Source organism: Desulfosarcina sp. (genome assembly GCF_046496365.1).
GTDB lineage: Bacteria > Desulfobacterota > Desulfobacteria > Desulfobacterales > Desulfosarcinaceae > Desulfosarcina.
Genome location: NZ_JAWOHB010000173.1, coordinates 1 through 17529 on the forward strand (window position 1 = coordinate 1; position 17529 = coordinate 17529).

15 protein-coding genes are annotated in these 17529 nt (G+C 56.8%); 7 read left to right on the plus strand and 8 right to left on the minus strand.

Annotated features, from left to right (window positions below):
* The 7 genes from R6V78_RS17450 to R6V78_RS17480 form a co-directional block, all read right to left on the minus strand.
* Positions 1-912 (minus strand): Tex-like N-terminal domain-containing protein (locus R6V78_RS17450; protein ID WP_410290659.1); only part of this gene is annotated, 912 nt, incomplete at its 3' end.
* Positions 913-979: 67 nt separating this feature from the next.
* Positions 980-3265 carry a type I DNA topoisomerase gene (topA, locus tag R6V78_RS17455; RefSeq protein ID WP_410290661.1) on the minus strand — a complete coding sequence of 762 codons (2286 nt, stop codon included), beginning with the start codon at positions 3263-3265 and terminating at the stop codon, positions 980-982.
* Between the two features lie 33 nt (positions 3266-3298).
* Positions 3299-4408, minus strand: coding sequence for a DNA-processing protein DprA (gene dprA / locus R6V78_RS17460; protein ID WP_410290662.1), 1110 nt, complete (start codon positions 4406-4408; stop codon positions 3299-3301).
* Complete coding sequence (gene secF / locus R6V78_RS17465) at positions 4409-5443, minus strand: protein translocase subunit SecF (RefSeq protein WP_410290663.1); 1035 nt, start codon at positions 5441-5443, stop codon at positions 4409-4411.
* A gap of 73 nt (positions 5444-5516) precedes the next feature.
* On the minus strand, positions 5517-7094 hold the full coding sequence (gene secD, locus R6V78_RS17470) for a protein translocase subunit SecD (protein WP_410290664.1): 1578 nt from the start codon (positions 7092-7094) through the stop codon (positions 5517-5519).
* Between the two features lie 138 nt (positions 7095-7232).
* Complete coding sequence (gene yajC / locus R6V78_RS17475) at positions 7233-7604, minus strand: preprotein translocase subunit YajC (RefSeq protein ID WP_410290665.1); 372 nt, start codon at positions 7602-7604, stop codon at positions 7233-7235.
* 129 nt (positions 7605-7733) lie between these two features.
* Positions 7734-9227, minus strand: a complete 1494-nt coding sequence (locus R6V78_RS17480; protein WP_410290666.1) for a ribonuclease E/G — start codon at positions 9225-9227, stop codon at positions 7734-7736.
* Positions 9228-9577: 350 nt separating this feature from the next.
* On the opposite strand from R6V78_RS17480, the gene leuS reads away from it, so the two are divergent.
* Complete coding sequence (leuS, locus tag R6V78_RS17485; RefSeq protein ID WP_410290667.1) at positions 9578-12172, plus strand: leucine--tRNA ligase; 2595 nt, start codon at positions 9578-9580, stop codon at positions 12170-12172.
* A 76-nt stretch (positions 12173-12248) separates the two neighbouring features.
* Entirely contained in the window at positions 12249-12770 is a 522-nt protein-coding gene (gene lptE, locus R6V78_RS17490) for an LPS assembly lipoprotein LptE (RefSeq protein ID WP_410290668.1), read from the plus strand.
* Between the two features lie 89 nt (positions 12771-12859).
* Here lptE and rpsT read toward each other — a convergent pair whose 3' ends face one another.
* Positions 12860-13123, minus strand: coding sequence for a 30S ribosomal protein S20 (gene rpsT / locus R6V78_RS17495; protein WP_410290669.1), 264 nt, complete (start codon positions 13121-13123; stop codon positions 12860-12862).
* 109 nt (positions 13124-13232) lie between these two features.
* Between rpsT and murJ the strand changes: the two genes are divergently transcribed.
* From murJ to R6V78_RS17520, 5 genes are read left to right on the plus strand one after another with little or no spacing between them, the layout of a single operon-like run.
* Positions 13233-14840: a murein biosynthesis integral membrane protein MurJ gene (gene murJ / locus R6V78_RS17500; protein WP_410290670.1), complete on the plus strand. Its 1608-nt coding sequence runs from the start codon at positions 13233-13235 to the stop codon at positions 14838-14840.
* Positions 14837-15142 carry an FtsB family cell division protein gene (locus R6V78_RS17505; RefSeq protein ID WP_410290671.1) on the plus strand — a complete coding sequence of 102 codons (306 nt, stop codon included), beginning with the start codon at positions 14837-14839 and terminating at the stop codon, positions 15140-15142. Before murJ ends, R6V78_RS17505 begins: the two co-directional genes overlap by 4 nt.
* Positions 15139-15432: a hypothetical protein gene (locus R6V78_RS17510; RefSeq protein ID WP_410290672.1), complete on the plus strand. Its 294-nt coding sequence runs from the start codon at positions 15139-15141 to the stop codon at positions 15430-15432. Before R6V78_RS17505 ends, R6V78_RS17510 begins: the two co-directional genes overlap by 4 nt.
* 9 nt (positions 15433-15441) lie before the next feature.
* Positions 15442-16659, plus strand: a complete 1218-nt coding sequence (gene coaBC, locus R6V78_RS17515) for a bifunctional phosphopantothenoylcysteine decarboxylase/phosphopantothenate--cysteine ligase CoaBC (protein WP_410290673.1) — start codon at positions 15442-15444, stop codon at positions 16657-16659.
* Positions 16660-16694: 35 nt separating this feature from the next.
* Positions 16695-17396 carry a uracil-DNA glycosylase gene (locus tag R6V78_RS17520; protein ID WP_410290674.1) on the plus strand — a complete coding sequence of 234 codons (702 nt, stop codon included), beginning with the start codon at positions 16695-16697 and terminating at the stop codon, positions 17394-17396.
* The last annotated feature ends 133 nt before the right edge of the window (positions 17397-17529 follow it).

Below are 17529 nucleotides of genomic sequence, written 5' to 3' on the forward strand. Positions count from 1 at the left end.
GGCAAAAACGCGGATCGCCTCTGCATCGGCGCGTTCTTTGATCGCCACGCGAACCTCGGTTTCCATTGAGCGCGACAGCAGCCGTTTATAGGCATCATGGGCCGCTGCCCGCACCTGCTCGGCATCCGGCCCGTTGCCGGTTACGAAAAGCGCCTCTAAAATTGCGATGGCTAGTTCCGGCTGCGGGACGATGGAAAGAGTGAGCAGGTCTTCTTTCTCTGCACGGCGCATGGCCAGGATGCGATGGGATGGTGCCGTTGCAACGGCTTCCTCCCACTGAAAATAGTCCTTGTATTTGGCGGCCTGGTCCGCTTTGCCGACCACCAACTGGCTGCGGATGAGCGCCTTGTCAAAGAACAGGTCGCGAACGCGTGACCGGGCGCGCTGGTCTTCGTTAATGGTTTCGGCAATAATGTCGCGTGCCCCGGCAAGGGCCTCCTCGACGGAAGCCACCGCTTTTTCCGGATCCACGTAATTGGCGGCCAGTGCGACCGGATCGGTGCCGTCCTGGGCCAGAATGGCAAGGGCCAGGGGCGCCAGTCCTTTTTCACGGGCCAGGGTGGCTTTCGTGCGTCGTTTGGGACGAAAGGGCAGATAGATGTCTTCTAACGCGGCCATCGTTTCAGCGGCCAGCACCTCGGTTTTGAGCTCATCGGTGAGGTGGCCGTGCTGCGTCAGAGAGTTAAGAATGGCCTCCCGCCGGGAGTCCAGTTCCTGGAGTTGGTTCAGCCGGTCCCTGATGGTCGACACCGCCACCTCGTCCAGGCTGCCCGTGGCTTCTTTGCGGTAGCGGGCGATAAAGGGCACGGTTGCCCCGTCTTCGAGCAGTTGCGCCACGGATCTGACCTGTGCCGAATCCAGGTTCATTTCAAAACGGATGGTGTCAATGTGGGAACGGTTGATTGGGTTCATTGCCTTAGCTGCTTTTTTGAGTTTGGCTGGTCGTTTCCGCCTTGGGGCGATCAGCACGGAGATGATCTCATTTTTCTTCGACAGGCGCCTGGCGGTGCTGGCAGTCGCGGTTGGGGCATACATGACGGGTTCCGTCCCGCTTGGTTGTTTTTTCAACCAGGTAGGGATTGCCGCAGACCGGGCAAACGACGGCTACCGGCCGGTCCCAGCTGGCGAAACTGCATGCGGGGTAGCGGTTGCATCCGTAAAAGAGCTTGCCCCGTTTGGAAGATTTTTCAACGATCTCCCCGCCGCAGCCCTCTTCGGGGCAGGCCACGCCGGTAGACTTGGCCGGGGTCCCACCGTTTAGTGACTGGGTGTTTTTACACTCCGGGTAACCGGTGCAGGCCAGAAAATCGCCGTAGCGGCCCCGTTTGACCACCATTGGTTTGGCGCACAGGTCGCAGACTTTGTCGGTCGCTTCGCTTTGCACCGGCGCCACCGGGGCGACGATGCCTTTCTCATCCCTTTCGTAATCACTGGAATAGGTGCATTCCGGATATCCTGAACAGGCCAGGAAATGACCGTTTTTTCCCATCTTGATGCGCAGGGCGTTTTTTTTGCATAACGGGCAGGTCAGTTCCGTCGGCATGCCCACGCCTTTGACACTGAGCATGCTTTCCGCGGCCGCGGCCAATTTTCGGCTGAAGGGGCCGTAAAATTGGTTGAGGATGGTCAGCGCCTCTACCTCCGATTGTTCCACGCGGTCCAGGTCATTTTCCAGCCGTGCGGTGAATTCCACGTCCAGAATTTCCGGAAAACTGGCGATGAGCAGATCATTGACGATAAAACCCAATTCGGTTGGTTTGAAATATCCTTTGAGCAGTTCCACATAGCCCTTGTCCCGAATGGTCGTGAGGATGGCTGCATAGGTGCTGGGCCGGCCGATGCCGTTTTCCTCAAGTTCCTTGACCAGGGAGGCCTCCGAAAAGCGCGGCGGAGGCTGGGTGAAATGCTGCCTGGGGTCGATGCGCAGCAACTCCAGCAAAGACTTTTCCGGCAGTTCCGGAAGCGGTTGACTTCCCTTGCTGCTTTCCGCTTCGTCATCGGCACTTTGATACACGGCCAGGAAGCCGGGAAACTTTACCGAGGCGCCGCTGGCGGTGAAAGTATAGTCCCCCGCCGCGATGGAGAGGGTCTTCTGGTCGATGAGGGCCTGGGCCATCTGCGAGGCCACAAACCGCTGCCAAATCATGGTGTACAGGGACAACTGGTCCTTGGACAGGAAGGGTTTCACCTTGTCCGGCGTGTGATACACCGAGGTCGGGCGAATGGCCTCGTGGGCATCCTGAGCTTTATTTTTATTTTTAAAAAACCGGGGTTTGCCGATGGAATAGTCACTGCCGAAGCGTTCACGGATCAAGGTCAGGGCTTCCTGTGCGGCTTCATCGGCGATTCGGGTAGAGTCGGTCCGCATATAGGTGATCAGGCCAACGGGCTCGCCGGGTCCCAGATCAATGCCTTCATAGAGCTGCTGGGCCACCATCATGGTTTTTTTGGCCGAGAAACGAAGTTTGCGGATTGACTCCTGCTGGAGCTTGCTGGTGATAAATGGGGGCAGGGGGTTGCGCCGGGAGGTTCGCTTGACGATCTTGTCGACCACGTATTGGGCCGTTTCCAGGTCTTTCAGGATTACCCCGGCGGCGGCTTCATCCGGAATGTCGATTTTTTGGCCGTTTTTACGAACCAGCTTGGCTGAAAAAGCCGGGGGCGCGACCCCTTGGAGATTAGCGGTGATGGACCAGTACTCCACCGGTGTGAATGCCTGGATGGCCCGCTCCCGGTCGCAGATGATGCGTACGGCCACGGACTGCACCCGACCGGCACTGAGGCCGCCTTTCACCTTGCGCCACAGCAGGGGAGATATCTGATAACCCACCAGACGGTCCAGGATGCGGCGGGCCTGTTGGGCTTCATATTTATCCCGGTCCAGATCCTGGGCCTTGCCCATGGCTTCGATGATCGCTTTTTTGGTCAGCTCGTGAAACAGCACACGGTGAAAATGGCGGCCCTTTTTCTTGAGCACGTCGGCTGTATGCCAGGCGATTGCCTCACCCTCCCGGTCCGGGTCAGGGGCCAGATAGACCTCCGTCGCATCGCCGGCAGCCGACTTCAACTGGCTGAGTACTTTTGATTTTCCGGGAATGGTCCGATAATCAGGGGTAAAATCGTTTTCGATATCGATGCCCAGATCCTTGCTGGGCAGATCCTTAATGTGGCCCACAGTGGCGGCGACATTGTAGTCGTTGCCGAGATATTTTTTTATGGTTCTGACCTTGGTGGGTGATTCCACGACCACGAGGGGTTTACTCACTGGATACCTCTTGAATGACGTTGTGTGGTTCACTTATTGCCGGTTTTTTCCAAAGATCAGGCAAAACCGCTTGCCCGGGGATTGGATCACCAGCCCTTTGAGCTCTAACTGGAGAAGCAGCCCGGACAGCCGACCCGAGGTTAAGGCCAGTTTTCTGGCCAGGTCATCGATGTGAACGGGGTCGGCTTCAAGACTATCGATAACCATGGCCTCTTCGTCCGTCAATGGCGGAGATGTCGGTTGTGCGGCATGCGCAGCGCCCGGATCATATGGCTTACCATTTAGGAATTCATCCAGAATATCCCCGGCATGCGCCACCAGTTTCGCGCCTTCTTTGATCAGGGCGTGGGTGCCGATACTCTTAAAGGAGTGAACGTTTCCGGGGACGGCGAACACTTCACGGTTCTGCTCGGCAGCCAACCGTGCGGTGATCAGTGAGCCGCTGCGCCGAGAGGCTTCCACCACAACGGTACCGTGGCACATACCGCTGATGATCCGATTGCGAGCCGGAAAATGGTGCGCGTCGGGGCCGGTGTCCAGAGCAAACTCGGTAACCACCGCTCCGTTTTCCGCTATTTTGTGGAACAACCGGGCATTTTCCCGGGGATAGATTTGATTCAGGCCGGTCCCCAAAACAGAAACCGTTCGCCCGCCGGCGGCAATGGCGCTTGTATGGGCGGCGGTATCCACACCCCTGGCCATGCCGCTGACGATATTAACCTGCTGTCTGACCAGATCCATGCAGAGTTGTCGCGTGGTTGATATGCCGTAATCGGTGGCCATGCGCGACCCCACAACGGCGATGTTGAGCCCATTTGACGGCAGCGTTCCATAAACATATAAAAATGGCGGCGGATCCGGGATCTGAAGCAGAAGCGAGGGGTAGCGCGGGTCTGTCTGAGTTACGATGGCATATCCTTTCTGACTGATCACCTCCAACTCACGGTCAACCGCATCCGTTATCCGTTGGCGCCGTATGGCGTCCACCAACCGGGAGGTGACCCCTTGAACCGTGAGCAGCGCCATTTCTTCTGCCCGGAGCACCTCTTGCGGCGATCCGAACCGCTCCACAAGTCGTCGGAACAACAGATTGCCGATCCCCGGTACGCTTTTGAGGGCGAACCAGGGTCGTATTGCGGACATCTATTTTCTCCGGGCCTGCCAGGCCAACAGGATCGGGCTGGCCACATAGATTGAAGAATAGGTGCCGACCATGATTCCGATCAAGAGGGCAAACGAGAAATCATGGATGATGCCGCCGCCGAGGACAAACAGGGAGGCCACCACGATCAGCGTCGTCCCTGAGGTAAGAATGGTGCGGCTCAGGGTTTCATTGATGCTCTTGTTTAAAATCGTGCTCATGGGTTCTTTGTGGTGCTTGCGCAGGTTTTCGCGGATACGGTCGAAGACGATGATGGTGTCGTTGAGGGAATAGCCGATGATGGTCAGCAGGGCCGCCACGATGGGAAGCGTGAACTCCTTGCCGAATATGGAGAAGATGCCCACCGTGATGGTCACGTCATGGATCAAGGCGACAATGGCACCCATGGCATACTTCAATTCGAAAAACCAGAAGATGACCAGAGATACCACCAGGGCCGCCAGCATCAGAAAAGGCACGGAAACATGGAACAGGGAAAGCAGATAGACCGCCCCCATGATGGCTCCGGCCACGATGCCGCTTTTAGCCCATTTCAGTTCGAATCTTCCCGAGATGTAGACGGTTATGAACAGCAGCGAGTAGAACATGGCGAAAAGAGCCTTTTCCCGCAGGTCCTGCCCGACCTGAGGGCCGACCATTTCCACCCGTCGGACCTCCACCGGCACATGGGTTGCCTCGTTGAGGTGCCGCTCAACCTTTTCCGAAAGCCCTTCCGTGGCCGATGGGGTGGCATCGGTGCGGATCAGGAATTCGTTGTCGTGGACCTGCCCAAATTGCTGAACCGCCGACGCGGCCATGTCCATTGCTGCCAGGCCGGCTTTGATGTTGTCGATGGTGACCGGGGCGTCAAACTTGACCTGGACCAGGGTGCCGCCGGCAAAGTCGATGCCGTAACGCGGCCCCTTGTTCATCAGCAACGAACCGATACTGATCAGAATCATCGCCAGTGAAAGGGTAAAGGCAATTTTGCGTTTTCCAATGAAATTGATATTGATATCCGGTTTGATAAACTGCATGAATCAAGTCCTTGAATTTGGTTTTGCGTTGCTGGCCGGGGTGCAATTGTCTGCTCGGACCGGGACATCCGGTTCATATGCTGATGGCACGAACCTTGCGCGAGATCAGAAAATAGTCGAATACGGCGCGCGTGAGCACCAGCGCGGTGAACAGACTGGCCACCACCCCGAGGCTCAAGGTAACGGCAAAGCCTTTGACCGGGCCCGTGCCGAACTGAAACAGAACCAGTGCGGCGATCAGGGTGGTGACATTGGCGTCCATAATGGTGAGGGTGGCCCGTTCATACCCAGCGTCCACGGCGGCTCGGGGTGTTTTACCCAGGCCCATCTCTTCTCGAATACGCTCGAATATCAGCACGTTGGCATCCACGGCCATGCCGATGGTCAAGATGATGCCGGCAATGCCCGGCAGGGTCAGTGTGGCCCCGAATCCGGCCAGACCACCGGCGATGAGCAGGATGTTGAGGATCAGGGCAAAATCGGCCACAAGGCCCGAACCTTTGTAGTAGACCGCCATGAACAGGACCACCAACAGGCCGCCGACACACATGGAAAGCAGCCCCTTGCGGATGGAGTCGGATCCCAGAGATGGTCCGACGGTGCGCTCCTCCAATATTTGGACGGGGGCCGGAAGCGCGCCGGCCCGCAGAACGATTGCCAGATCCCGGGCCTCTTCGGTGGTGAAGCTGCCGGTTATGCGTGCTTCGCCACCGGCGATCCTTTCCTGGATGACCGGTGCCGAGTAGATGTTGTCGTCCAGCACGATGGCCAGGCGTCTTTTCACGTTGTCCGCGGTGATTTGCTCGAAGAGTCGGGCCCCCTTTTTATCGAAAGTGATGGATACGTAGGGTTCATTGTACTGGCTGTCGATCTGCACCCGGGCGTCGGTAAGATACGCCCCGGTAAGCGCTGTGCGCTTTTTGACCAGAAAGGGAATCTTCTGGACGCGGCGGGTGGCCGGATCTTCATTGGTTTCATACAGGATCTCGCTGCCGGCGGGAAGGTTGCCGCCCAAGGCGGCCTGGACATCATTTTCTTCGTCCAGCAGTTTGAATTCAAGCAGCGCGGTCTTGCCGATCAGATCCTTGGCGCGCTGGGCATCCTTGATGCCCGGCAGCTGAATCAGGATCCGCCGGTCTCCCTGGATGCGGATGTCCGGTTCACTGACACCGAACTGGTCAATCCGGTTGCGGATGGTTTCCAATGCCTGATCCACCGCAAGTTTACGGATATGGTCGGCTTCATTGTCAGGAATGTCCAGAACCATTTCCATTACACCGTCCTTGACGGTACGCGCAACTGTCCGCAAATCGCGAAATTCTTTGTCCAGCAGTTCATCGAAACGTTTGATGTCCTCTTCATCGGCTATTTTCACGGCAAGCTTGACGGCGCTCACGCGCTCGATGCCAAGCGTCCGGATGCGCTCTTTCTTGAGCTGGTCGCGCATCTCCTGGCCCACCCTGTCGATGGTGTTTTCAACCGCCCTGTCCGCATCCACCTCGAGCATGAGATGCATGCCGCCTTGAAGATCGAGGCCCAGGTTTATTTTTTTATGGGGCCAGATGCCTGGTTGAAATGTCGGAATCACATAAATCACGGCGGCCACGATTACCGCTGCAATTACGATGAGTCTCCACGAAAGATTCTTCAACGCTTCGTTCCTTTCATGATCTGCACGCCAAAGCCCCAGCCGCCGTCTCGTCCCTTGACCGGACGCATGTGAAACGTTGGTCCAGGTGGGCTGATGTGTCGGTGGCAATGGGGCTTCTTAAGAAAAAACGATTCGAATTTAAACTTTGCCGTTATCGGCCTTATCCTTCTTTTCTTTTTTTGGGGTAGCCGGTGGCGGGGTGGTCTGCATCAGTGCGGATACACTGCTGCGGTTAACTTTCACCCTTACTTTTTCAGCGATTTCCACTGTCAGTGCGTTTTCCGTTACTCCGGTGATCCGCCCGTGAAGGCCGCCACTGGTAATAATCCGATCCCCGGTTTTCAGGTTGTCGATCATCTGTCGGTGTTCTTTGGTTTTTTTCTGTTGGGGACGGATCAGCAGAAAATAGAAGATGACAAACATGAGAATCAGCGGAATGAACGACGCGAATCCTCCCGAACCACCAGGGGCGCCAGCCCCACCCTGTCCCATTGCGTAAGCGATTTCCATCAGTGTCAAAACCTCCTGTGAGCTATTTTAATCCGCTTAAAGTGGCGCTGATATACTGCAAATCGACCGTCCCGTCAAATGGTTCTTGTGAACGGATATCCACCCCGGCAGGCAAAGGGCGGGAATGACTTATGCGGGTGGATTTTCCACGGCTTTGGTTTTTTTGTCGTAGACAACCTCCATCTGACCGGGAATCATGTCATCCCTGGAGATGATCGTGATCCCCATCACCCGCTTGCACTCCAGATCGCTCAACTCCCTGCGTTTTCGGTTGAGCAGATAGGTGGCCACCGCTTCGGGCAACTGTGCGGTCACCTGGCGGACATCCTCTTTCAGGGTTTCCAGCTTCAGTTTCCTTATGAAGCCCAGACCTAAAGACTCGGCGGACGACACCTGGCCTTTGCCGCCACAGTGCGAACACGTCTCCAGGCTGCCAAAGTCAATGGAGGGCCTCAGGCGCTGGCGGGAGAGTTCCAGCAGGCCGAATTTGGAAATCTTGCCGATTTTTACCCGGGCCCGGTCCTGTTTCATACTGGCACGAAGGGCCTTCTCCACCTGATTGCGGTGCTTTTGCTCGCGCATATCGATGAAATCTATCACGATGAGCCCCCCCAGGTCCCGGATCCGGAGTTGGCGGGCGATTTCTGCCGCTGCCTCCAGATTGGTCATCAATGCGGTCTCCTCGATATTTTTTTTCTGGGTGCCTTTACCGGAGTTGACATCGATGGCCACCAGCGCTTCGGTGCGCTCCAGGACCACGGACCCGCCTGACTTGAGGGCCACCCGGTTCTCGAAAATGGTGGCAATCTGGTCTTCCAGCTGGAAACGGGTAAAAAGGGGCTTGTCCGATTTATGAAACTTGACCATGCTGGTCTGTTTCGGCGCGATGATGTGGACGAAGCTCTTCACCTCCTGGAAGATCGCCTCATTGTCGATGAGAATTTCCTTGATGTCCGGTGTGAAGTGGTCGCGGATGGAACGGACGGCCAGGTTGCGATCCTTGTAAAGGGCCGAGGGGGTCTGGGCCTTGACGGCCCGGGCGGTAATGCTTTTCCACAAGCGCAGCAGATACTGGACATCCTTGGCCAGCATGGTCTTGGTGCATGCCTGGCCGGCGGTGCGGATAATGATGCCGAATCCTTCGGGCAGGTCCAGTTTTTCGACGATTTCCTTGAGCCGGTTGCGTTCGTCCTCGTCTTCGATTTTGCGCGAGATACCACGGCTGTCGCTGCCCGGCATCAGGACGGCGTAGCGGCCGGGCAGCGATATGAAGGTGGTGAGCATGGCCCCTTTTTTCATGATGGGGTCTTTGGTCACTTGCACCATCAACTCCTGGCCCCGCTTCACTAAATTCTGGATGGAGCCGCCGTTGGTGGGCGGACCCTGAAAATAGTCGCTATGGATCTCCTGTTTCTGAAGAAAACCATGACGTTCGGCACCAAAATCCACAAACACGGCCTGAAGGCTTGGTTCGACGCGGGTGATCAACCCTTTGTAGATGCTGCTGTGCAGTATTTCACGGGCAGCGCTTTCAATGTGAAACTCTTCCAATCGGCTGTCCTTGACAATGGCAAGTCGAACCTCTTCGGGATCCACGGCATTGATGAGAATTTTACTGGTCATTAGATGACTGTTCTTTTCCTTCGGTTTCTGGTTGTTGATATTAAATTTGCATAAATAATGAATTGTTACAATCAAGTCAACGGATTTCTGGGGACGCTCCAAAAAAGGAGGCCGGCGGATCGGGTATCCGGCCGGTCCATATCCGGTCGAATCATTGGAGCCATGCGGTGAATCCCCTTGCGGCTTGGCGCGGGTGGGGGGAGTCAATATCCCTGAAAACCCAAATACAAAGGGCATTTAAGGTCTGAGCATAACCCAGAACGGCTCTTGATCTTTAACGGGCTTTATGGCATGAGGATGCACGCAGGATCAACAAAATCAACAATATTCGCAAGAAGATAGGAAGATTCATGGATTCACGGTATCACCCCCAGACAATCGAAACCAAGTGGCAGAACCGCTGGCAGGACGAAAAGGTGTTCAATGTCGTCGAGATGCCCGGTCAGGAAAAATACTACCTGCTGGAAATGTTTCCCTATCCATCCGGAAAAATTCATATGGGCCATGTGAGAAATTACACCATCGGGGACGTGGTCGCCCGCTACAAACGGATGCGTGGATTCAATGTGCTTCACCCCATGGGCTGGGACGCATTCGGCATGCCGGCGGAAAACGCAGCCATCGCCAACAACACCCATCCGGCCAAATGGACTTACGACAATATCGACGCCATGCGGGCGCAGCTCAAACGGCTGGGATTTTCCTATGATTGGGAACGGGAATTGGCAACCTGCCGTCCCGAGTACTATCGCTGGGAGCAGTGGCTGTTTCTCAAAATGGTCGAGCGGGGCATGGCCTACCGCAAAGAATCCTACGTGAACTGGTGCGAACCCTGTCAGACGGTGCTGGCCAACGAGCAAGTCGAAGCCGGCCTGTGTTGGCGATGCGGCAAGGCGGTACGCCAGAAGAAGTTGTGGCAGTGGTTTTTCAAGATCACCGACTTTGCCGAAGATCTGCTTGTGCATTGTGACATGCTTCCGGGCTGGCCGGACAAGGTGACCACCATGCAGCGCAACTGGATCGGCAAGAGCGTCGGTGCGGAGATCCGATTCCCGGTCCAAGGCAGCGCTGCGGTGATCAGTGTGTTTACTACACGTCAGGACACGGTCTTCGGGGCCACTTTCATGTGCCTGGCGCCGGAGCATCCGTTGGTTCCAGAACTGTCGGCAGGCACTGGCCAGGAGGCCGCCGTAGCGGAATTTATCGTGCGCATCTCCCTGCAGGACCGCTCCAGCAAGGCCATCGAGAACTATGAAAAAGAAGGCGTGTTTACCGGCGCCTATTGCATCAACCCCATGAACGGTCGGACCATGCCCATCTACACGGCCAACTTCGCCCTCATGGAATACGGTACGGGTGCCGTCATGTCCGTTCCCGCCCATGACCAACGGGATTTCGATTTCGCCAGGAAATACGGACTGCCCGTAGTCATTGTGGTAAGCCCTGCCGACCAAACCCTGGACGGCAACACAATGGAAGCCGCCTATATCGGCGAGGGCGCCATGATCAACTCCGGTGCGTTCAATGGAATGCACAACCGGGAGGCCATGGAGAAAATCGCCGCTTTCATGGAAAAAAACGGTATCGGTAAAAAGACGGTGAGTTTCCGGCTGCGGGACTGGGGAATTTCCAGACAGCGCTACTGGGGGGCTCCCATTCCCATGATCCACTGTGACGGCTGCGGCATCGTTCCCGTGCCCGAGGCGGATTTGCCCATCGTGCTGCCCGAGGACGCTGACCTGCTGGAAGGCGGCCGTTCGCCGCTTCCGGTGCTGGATCAATTTTCCAAAACCCGCTGCCCCCGGTGCGGGCGGGACGATGCCCGGCGGGAGACCGATACCATGGATACCTTCGTGGAGTCATCCTGGTATTTCGAACGATACTGCAGTCCGCGGTGCGACACGGCCATGTTCGATACCCGGGCGGTCGACTACTGGATGCCGGTGGATCAATACATTGGCGGGGTTGAACACGCCATTTTGCACCTGCTCTATTCCCGCTATTTCACCCGGGTGCTTGCGTCGTTGGGGTTGGTCAAATTCAAGGAGCCCTTTACCCGGCTGCTTACCCAGGGCATGGTCTGCAAGGAAACCACCGCCTGTCCGGAACACGGGTTTCTCTTCCCCGAACAGGTAGCGGAAGACGGCGATGTCAAGCGAACCTGCATGCAGTGCGGCCAGCCGGTGACGATCGGGCGGGTTGAAAAGATGTCCAAGTCCAAAAAAAACGTCATCGACCCCAACGTCCTGCTCGACGCGTACGGGGCAGACACCACCCGGCTCTTCTGCCTGTTTGCTGCACCGCCCGAACGGGACCTGGAGTGGAGCGAGCAGGGGGTCGAGGGGAGTTTCCGGTTTCTGCAGCGTGTCTGGCGGCTGGCCGAACGCTGGCTGCCGCTGCTGGCCGATGGCCATCGCGGTTCGGAGGATGTTCAGGCGATGGACACCCCCTTGCGGGAACTTTACCGCAAAACCCATGCAACCATCAAGCGCGTCACCCAGGACATCGATGAGCGGTTTCATTTCAACACAGTCATCAGTGCGGTCATGGAACTGGTCAACGCCATGCAGGCCATTGACGAATCCGGCCCTGGCGTTGCGGGGAATGGGACCATGCGGTTTGCTCTCGAAACGGCCGTCCTGCTGCTGTCACCCGTCGTTCCCCATTTCTGCGAAGAATTATGGGAAGCCCTGGGCCACGAAAAAAGCGTCCTGCTCAGCCCATGGCCCAGCTTCGACGATGCGGCTACGGTCAAAGACGAGGTGGAAGTGGTGGTTCAGGTCAACGGCAAGGTGCGCAGCCGATTTACCGTGGCCGTGGATGCCGATGCTGAGACGTTGAAGCAAAATGCCCTGAGCGATGATCGAATCGTGCGCTTCATCGATGGAAAGCCGGTCCGAAAGCTGATTACCGTAAAGAATAAACTGGTTAATATCGTAATTTAACTGCTGACCCGGGTTGCTGCCACGCCCGGGCACGCAGCGGTGATGCCTTCAACCGACCGGTTTAACGGGAGTGCAGATGAAAAACGGATGGGCATGCGGATTATCCTGTGCGGCGCTGGTGATTCTTCTCGTCGGGTGCGGCTATCACTTTGCCGGCAGCGGAAGCTTCCCGGCCGGCGTATCCCGGTTGTTCATAACCATGCTGGAAAACCGGTCCGCCGAAACCGGGGTGGAGAGCGTCTTCACCAACGACCTGATCTATGAATTCACCCGGAACCGCAAGGAGAGCCTGGTGCAGGAGCGATCCTCGGCCGATGGGATTCTAACCGGCAGTATTGTTGGGTTGTCAGTGGACAACATTTCCCGGTCAACTGTTTCCACAGCGCTGGAGCGCCGTGTGACCGGGACGCTGAACCTGCGGTTGGAATCACCAGAGGGCCGCATTCTGTGGTCCTCTGGAAACCTTGTTGAGCGCCAGGCCTTCGCGATTGTGGCTGGAAACAAAACGGCAACGGATCGGAACAAGTCCGATGCCATTGCCGAGGTTTCGAAAAAACTGGCTGAATCCGCCTTCAACCGGCTGACGGATAATTTCTGATGCCTGGGAATCTATGCCGCCGCAGTCGGAAAAGAACTCGCAGCGGCCATCCCCTGGCCAATCTCTTGGACTGCGGCCGCCGGGAAGGGTCAGGCCTGCCGGGTATTGACCTGCCTAGTGAGACGGGAAACCTTTCGAGAAGCGGTTTTTTTGTGGAGCACACCTTTTTTAGCCGCTTTATCGATAACGGATTTGGCCGCATCAAGCTGTTCGACCGCCCTGTCTCCATGTTGAGCCACGGCGAGGCGTACTGCCTTGACGACGTTTTTTACCCGGGTCTGAACCGTTTTGTTGCGCAGGCGCCGACGTTCGTTCTGTCCGGCACGTTTCAATGCTGATTTATGGTTGGCCACCTTCGGTTACTCCTTTCAAAATTAAATGGGAAAACACAAAACTTCCTGATAGCCAAAAATGTTGGACAAGTCAAGGGCTTTTGTGACCTTAATCCAAGATCAGGGACCTATGCAAACGCACGCCGGACACCGGACAAAAAATGAAAACCGCAACGTTACCCGGGCCGCCGGGGTGGTGGGGGCGGCGACCCTGCTCAGCCGTATCTTCGGATATGTCAGAGATATGGTGCTGGCTTCCTTTTTCGGAGCCGGAATGGCAGCGGATGCCTTTATCGCTGCATTCCGGATTCCAAACCTGTTGCGCCGTCTTTTCGGTGAAGGCTCGCTGAGTATTGCCTTCGTACCGGTGTTTGCGGAAACCCTGATCAAAAAGGATCGCCAAGATGGCCTGCGCCTTGCTGTCAGCGCCTTGAAGTTGTTGCTGGTCTGCCTGTCGGCGGTTACCGTTATCGGTGTGGTTGTCGCACCCTGGATGATCCGGGTTGTTGCCCCCGGGTTTTCCGATTCACCGGAAAAGATGGCCCTGACGATACTGCTGACGCGCCTCATGTTTCCCTACGTGATCTTCATCGGGATGGTCGCTTTATGCATGGGCATTCTCAATGTGCTGGGGCATTTTGCCGCCCCGGCCATCGCACCGTTGTTGCTGAACCTGGCCATGATAGCCGCAGTTTTCGGGGTTGCCCGGTTTTCGGATTCGGAAACGGTTCAGGTCATTGGGCTGGCTGGTGGCGTGCTGTTGGGTGGGGCGCTGCAGTTGGCCCTGCAGCTGCCTTTTCTGTTAAAACAGGGCCTCCGGTTCCGGATGCCCTCGGGCCTGTGGCACCCGGCCATGAAAAAGGTCGGCATTCTGATGCTGCCCACCATCTTCGGCGCGGCGGTCTACCAGATCAATATTCTGGTGGGGACCCTGCTTGCCTCTCTGCTTCCCGAGGGCAGCGTTTCCTACCTGTACTACGCCGACCGGCTGGTTCAATTTCCCCTGGGGATATTTGCCCAGGCGGCGGCCACGGCTGTTCTGCCCAGTCTTTCGCGGCAAGCGGCCAATGGGGATCATGCTGCAATGGGTAATACGTTCGGTCATGCCATGAGCCTGGTGCTGTTTATCACCATTCCGGCCATGGTCGGGCTGATCGTCCTTCGGGATCCCATTGTCGCCCTGCTGTTCAAGCGCGGGGCCTTTGATTTGCAGACCACGCGATTGACCGCTGACGCCCTTTTGTATTATGCTCTGGGACTATGGGCCTTCTCCGCGGTACGCATTGTGGTGCCAACGTTCTACGCCTTGCAGGATACCCGGACGCCTGTCAAAACCGCCACCATCTCCATTGCCGCCAATATTCTTATCGGTATGGCCCTGATGGGGCCGATGCGGCACTGTGGACTGGCCTTGGCCACTTCGTTGGCCTCCATGGTCAACCTGGTGCTTCTGGTGCTGGTGTTGAGAAAAAAACTGGGAGTGATCCGCTGGCGGCTTATTTTTTCCAGTGTTCTGAAAACGCTGATCGCTTCGGGCGTGTTGTCTGTTGTGGCAGTGCTAACCTTTCGAACGATTGTGTCCGACCTGACCGGGGCGGCAACACTGCGGCTGCTGATGGGCATCGGCACCGCGATCGGCGGTGGGGTCGCCGTGTTTTGCTGCATGGCGTGGCTGCTGAGAATCCCGGAATGGCAAAAGGTGGTGGATTTGACCAGAAGGAGCTTGAACCGATCGTGAACATCGGCCAAAAGTGTATCATTGCCGGAGCTGCCGTGCTACTCATCAACTTGGTGGTGCTGATCGTATTCGGCGACAACGGACTGGTGGAGCTCTATCGCCTGCGTGCCCGGGAGCAGGCCATGGCGGCACAAAATGAAACCCTGGCCCGGGAGAACGTCAACTTATACCGAACCATTGGCCGCCTGAAGAGCGACCCGGCATACCTTGAGAGTGTGGCCCGCAATGAACTGGGCATGATCGGGAGGGAAGATGTCGTCATTTTACTCCCCGACGATAAAGCCAAAAGGAAAACAGAATGATTGCAGAAGGCGATAAAACCTTTTACACGGCGACCATGGCCCGGGTTTATGCCGATCAGGGCCGTTACGATGCTGCCGCCCGGATATACCGTTATCTGCTGGAGCGGACACCGGATCGAATCGACCTAAAAAAGGCATTGGATGGGGTTTTATCCAGGATGCCTGAAGCCCCGGTTCAGTGGAAGGACGTCTCCGATGTTCTGGAACGGTGGGTCGTGTTGATGCTTCGGTTCAATGCGCTGCGACGGGTTCAGAAAATCCGGATCTCACCAGACGTCAGGGGCGTATAGCCGCATATTATGAATAAAACCATTCTTTACAAAAAAAATATCGTTTTAGGTGTCTGCGGTGGCATCGCAGCCTACAAGAGTTTGGATTTGCTCAGACGACTGGTGAAGCTGGGGGCAAAGGTACGGGTTATCATGACCCAAAGCGCCACGCGATTCGTGAGCCCGATGGCCTTTACGGTGTTATCGGAAAACCAGGTGTGTGTAGACCTTTTCGATTCAAGAGATGATGCGGCCATCCGGCACATCGCCTGGGCTGAAGCGGCGCATGGCGTGGTGATCGCGCCTGCTACGGCCAACATGGTGGCCAAATTGGCCCACGGCATCGCCGACGATGCCCTGAGCACATTCATGCTGGCGGTTACCTGCCCGGTTATGATCTGCCCCTCCATGAATTCGAACATGTTCGAGCATCCTGCCCATCGGCGTAATCTGAGGCAGCTTGAAGCAGACGGCTGCCGCGTACTGGCACCCGGGGAAGGCGAATTGGCCTGCGGCACCACCGGGCCGGGTCGGCTGCCGGAACCCGCAGAGATTGTTGATCGGCTGATCAGTTTGCTTACACCGGACGATCTGGCCGGCAAAAACGTCCTGGTTACCGCCGGGCCTACCCGGGAAGCCATCGATCCGGTTCGTTTTATCAGTAATCCCTCCACAGGCAAAATGGGGTATGCCATTGCCCGGGCCGCAGAAAACCGTGGCGGGTGCGTCACCCTGGTCACCGGTCCGGTCGGGATCGCGCCGCCCTTAAACGTGACGATGGTGCCGGTGATGACGGTGGACGACATGGCCGAGGCCGTCTTTGCCCGTCTGGACAGCTCCCACGTGATCGTGAAAGTGGCCGCGGTGTCGGATTATCGTCCTGTTAACCGTGAGGCGCATAAAATCAAAAAGGGTGCGGGTGTTATGACCTTGGCGCTGGAACGCACCACGGACATCCTTGAAGCCGTCGGGCAGCGCAAGCGTCATCAGATCCTCATCGGGTTTGCCGCAGAAACCCGGGATATGGAGGTCTATGCCCTTAAAAAGCTCGCCGAAAAACGCCTCGACATGATCGCGGCCAATCTCATCGGTCCAGCCGACTCCGGATTTGCAGCCGACACCAACCGCATGACCCTGTTTTATGCCGACGGCCGCAAGGAGATGCTGGATGTAATGGACAAGGATGCGCTGGCCCACCTGATCCTCGATCGGGTGGTCGATCTGATTAGACAAAAGCGCTGTCCTTGACAGGGCACCTAGGCAGCGGAAGCTGGAATCATTCAATGAACATGGACGCAACCCGCTTTCAAATCATCCGGGACATCCGTAATACGCTGTGTTATCTTAAACAAAGCGGATGTTCCGGATTCGACTGTTCACGGGAGCAGTTGGAAAAGTTGGCTCACCTGGGGGCGTCCAGGCCGGATGAACCCTTCCGGAAGGAAACCCTGACGGCAATCCGTGATGCCTTGGGGGACTGCACCCGCTGCCCGTTGTGCCATGCCAGAACCCATATTGTTTTCGGCGAAGGAAACCCGGATGCGAACCTGGTGTTTGTGGGCGAAGGCCCAGGGGCTGATGAGGATCGCAGTGGGCGGCCTTTTGTGGGTGCCGCCGGGCAACTGCTGACCAAAATCATCGCTGCCATGAACCTATCGCGGGAGTTGGTTTACATCTGCAACATCGTCAAGTGCCGTCCTCCCGGCAACCGCAATCCGGAGCCTGGTGAAATCCGCCGGTGCGTGCCGTTTCTCAAAAGACAGCTGGCGGCCATCGAACCGCGAGTGATCTGTTCCCTGGGAAGTGTGGCCACCCGAACCCTGCTCGATACCGATGCTCCCATTTCGCGACTCAGGGGACGGTTCCATGAAGCCATGGGTATACCGGTGATGCCGACATTTCATCCGGCATACCTGCTGCGCAACCCCGACAGGAAACGCGATGTGTGGAACGATGTTCAGCAAATCATGAAAATATTGACTTAAAGTCTGCGTTTATATTTCGTCCGTCTGTCTGCCGCCGGCGCCCCCCACCCGGTCAACGCGGCGGCAAGCACCTGGACAAGACCATGTCCGAGGAGGCTTCCATCCTGCTAGTTTGACCTGGGTGGTTCATTGC

Bases quoted from the DNA above. Each gene is read 5' to 3' on its own strand.
- dprA (WP_410290662.1), bottom strand. From the start codon at position 4,408: ATGTCCGCAATACGACCCTGGTTCGCCCTCAAAAGCGTACCGGGGATC.
- secF (WP_410290663.1), bottom strand. From the start codon at position 5,443: ATGCAGTTTATCAAACCGGATATCAATATCAATTTCATTGGAAAACGC.
- yajC (WP_410290665.1), bottom strand. From the start codon at position 7,604: ATGGAAATCGCTTACGCAATGGGACAGGGTGGGGCTGGCGCCCCTGGT.
- R6V78_RS17480 (WP_410290666.1), bottom strand. From the start codon at position 9,227: ATGACCAGTAAAATTCTCATCAATGCCGTGGATCCCGAAGAGGTTCGA.
- leuS (WP_410290667.1), top strand. From the start codon at position 9,578: ATGGATTCACGGTATCACCCCCAGACAATCGAAACCAAGTGGCAGAAC.
- lptE (WP_410290668.1), top strand. From the start codon at position 12,249: ATGAAAAACGGATGGGCATGCGGATTATCCTGTGCGGCGCTGGTGATT.
- murJ (WP_410290670.1), top strand. From the start codon at position 13,233: ATGCAAACGCACGCCGGACACCGGACAAAAAATGAAAACCGCAACGTT.
- R6V78_RS17510 (WP_410290672.1), top strand. From the start codon at position 15,139: ATGATTGCAGAAGGCGATAAAACCTTTTACACGGCGACCATGGCCCGG.
- coaBC (WP_410290673.1), top strand. From the start codon at position 15,442: ATGAATAAAACCATTCTTTACAAAAAAAATATCGTTTTAGGTGTCTGC.
- R6V78_RS17520 (WP_410290674.1), top strand. From the start codon at position 16,695: ATGAACATGGACGCAACCCGCTTTCAAATCATCCGGGACATCCGTAAT.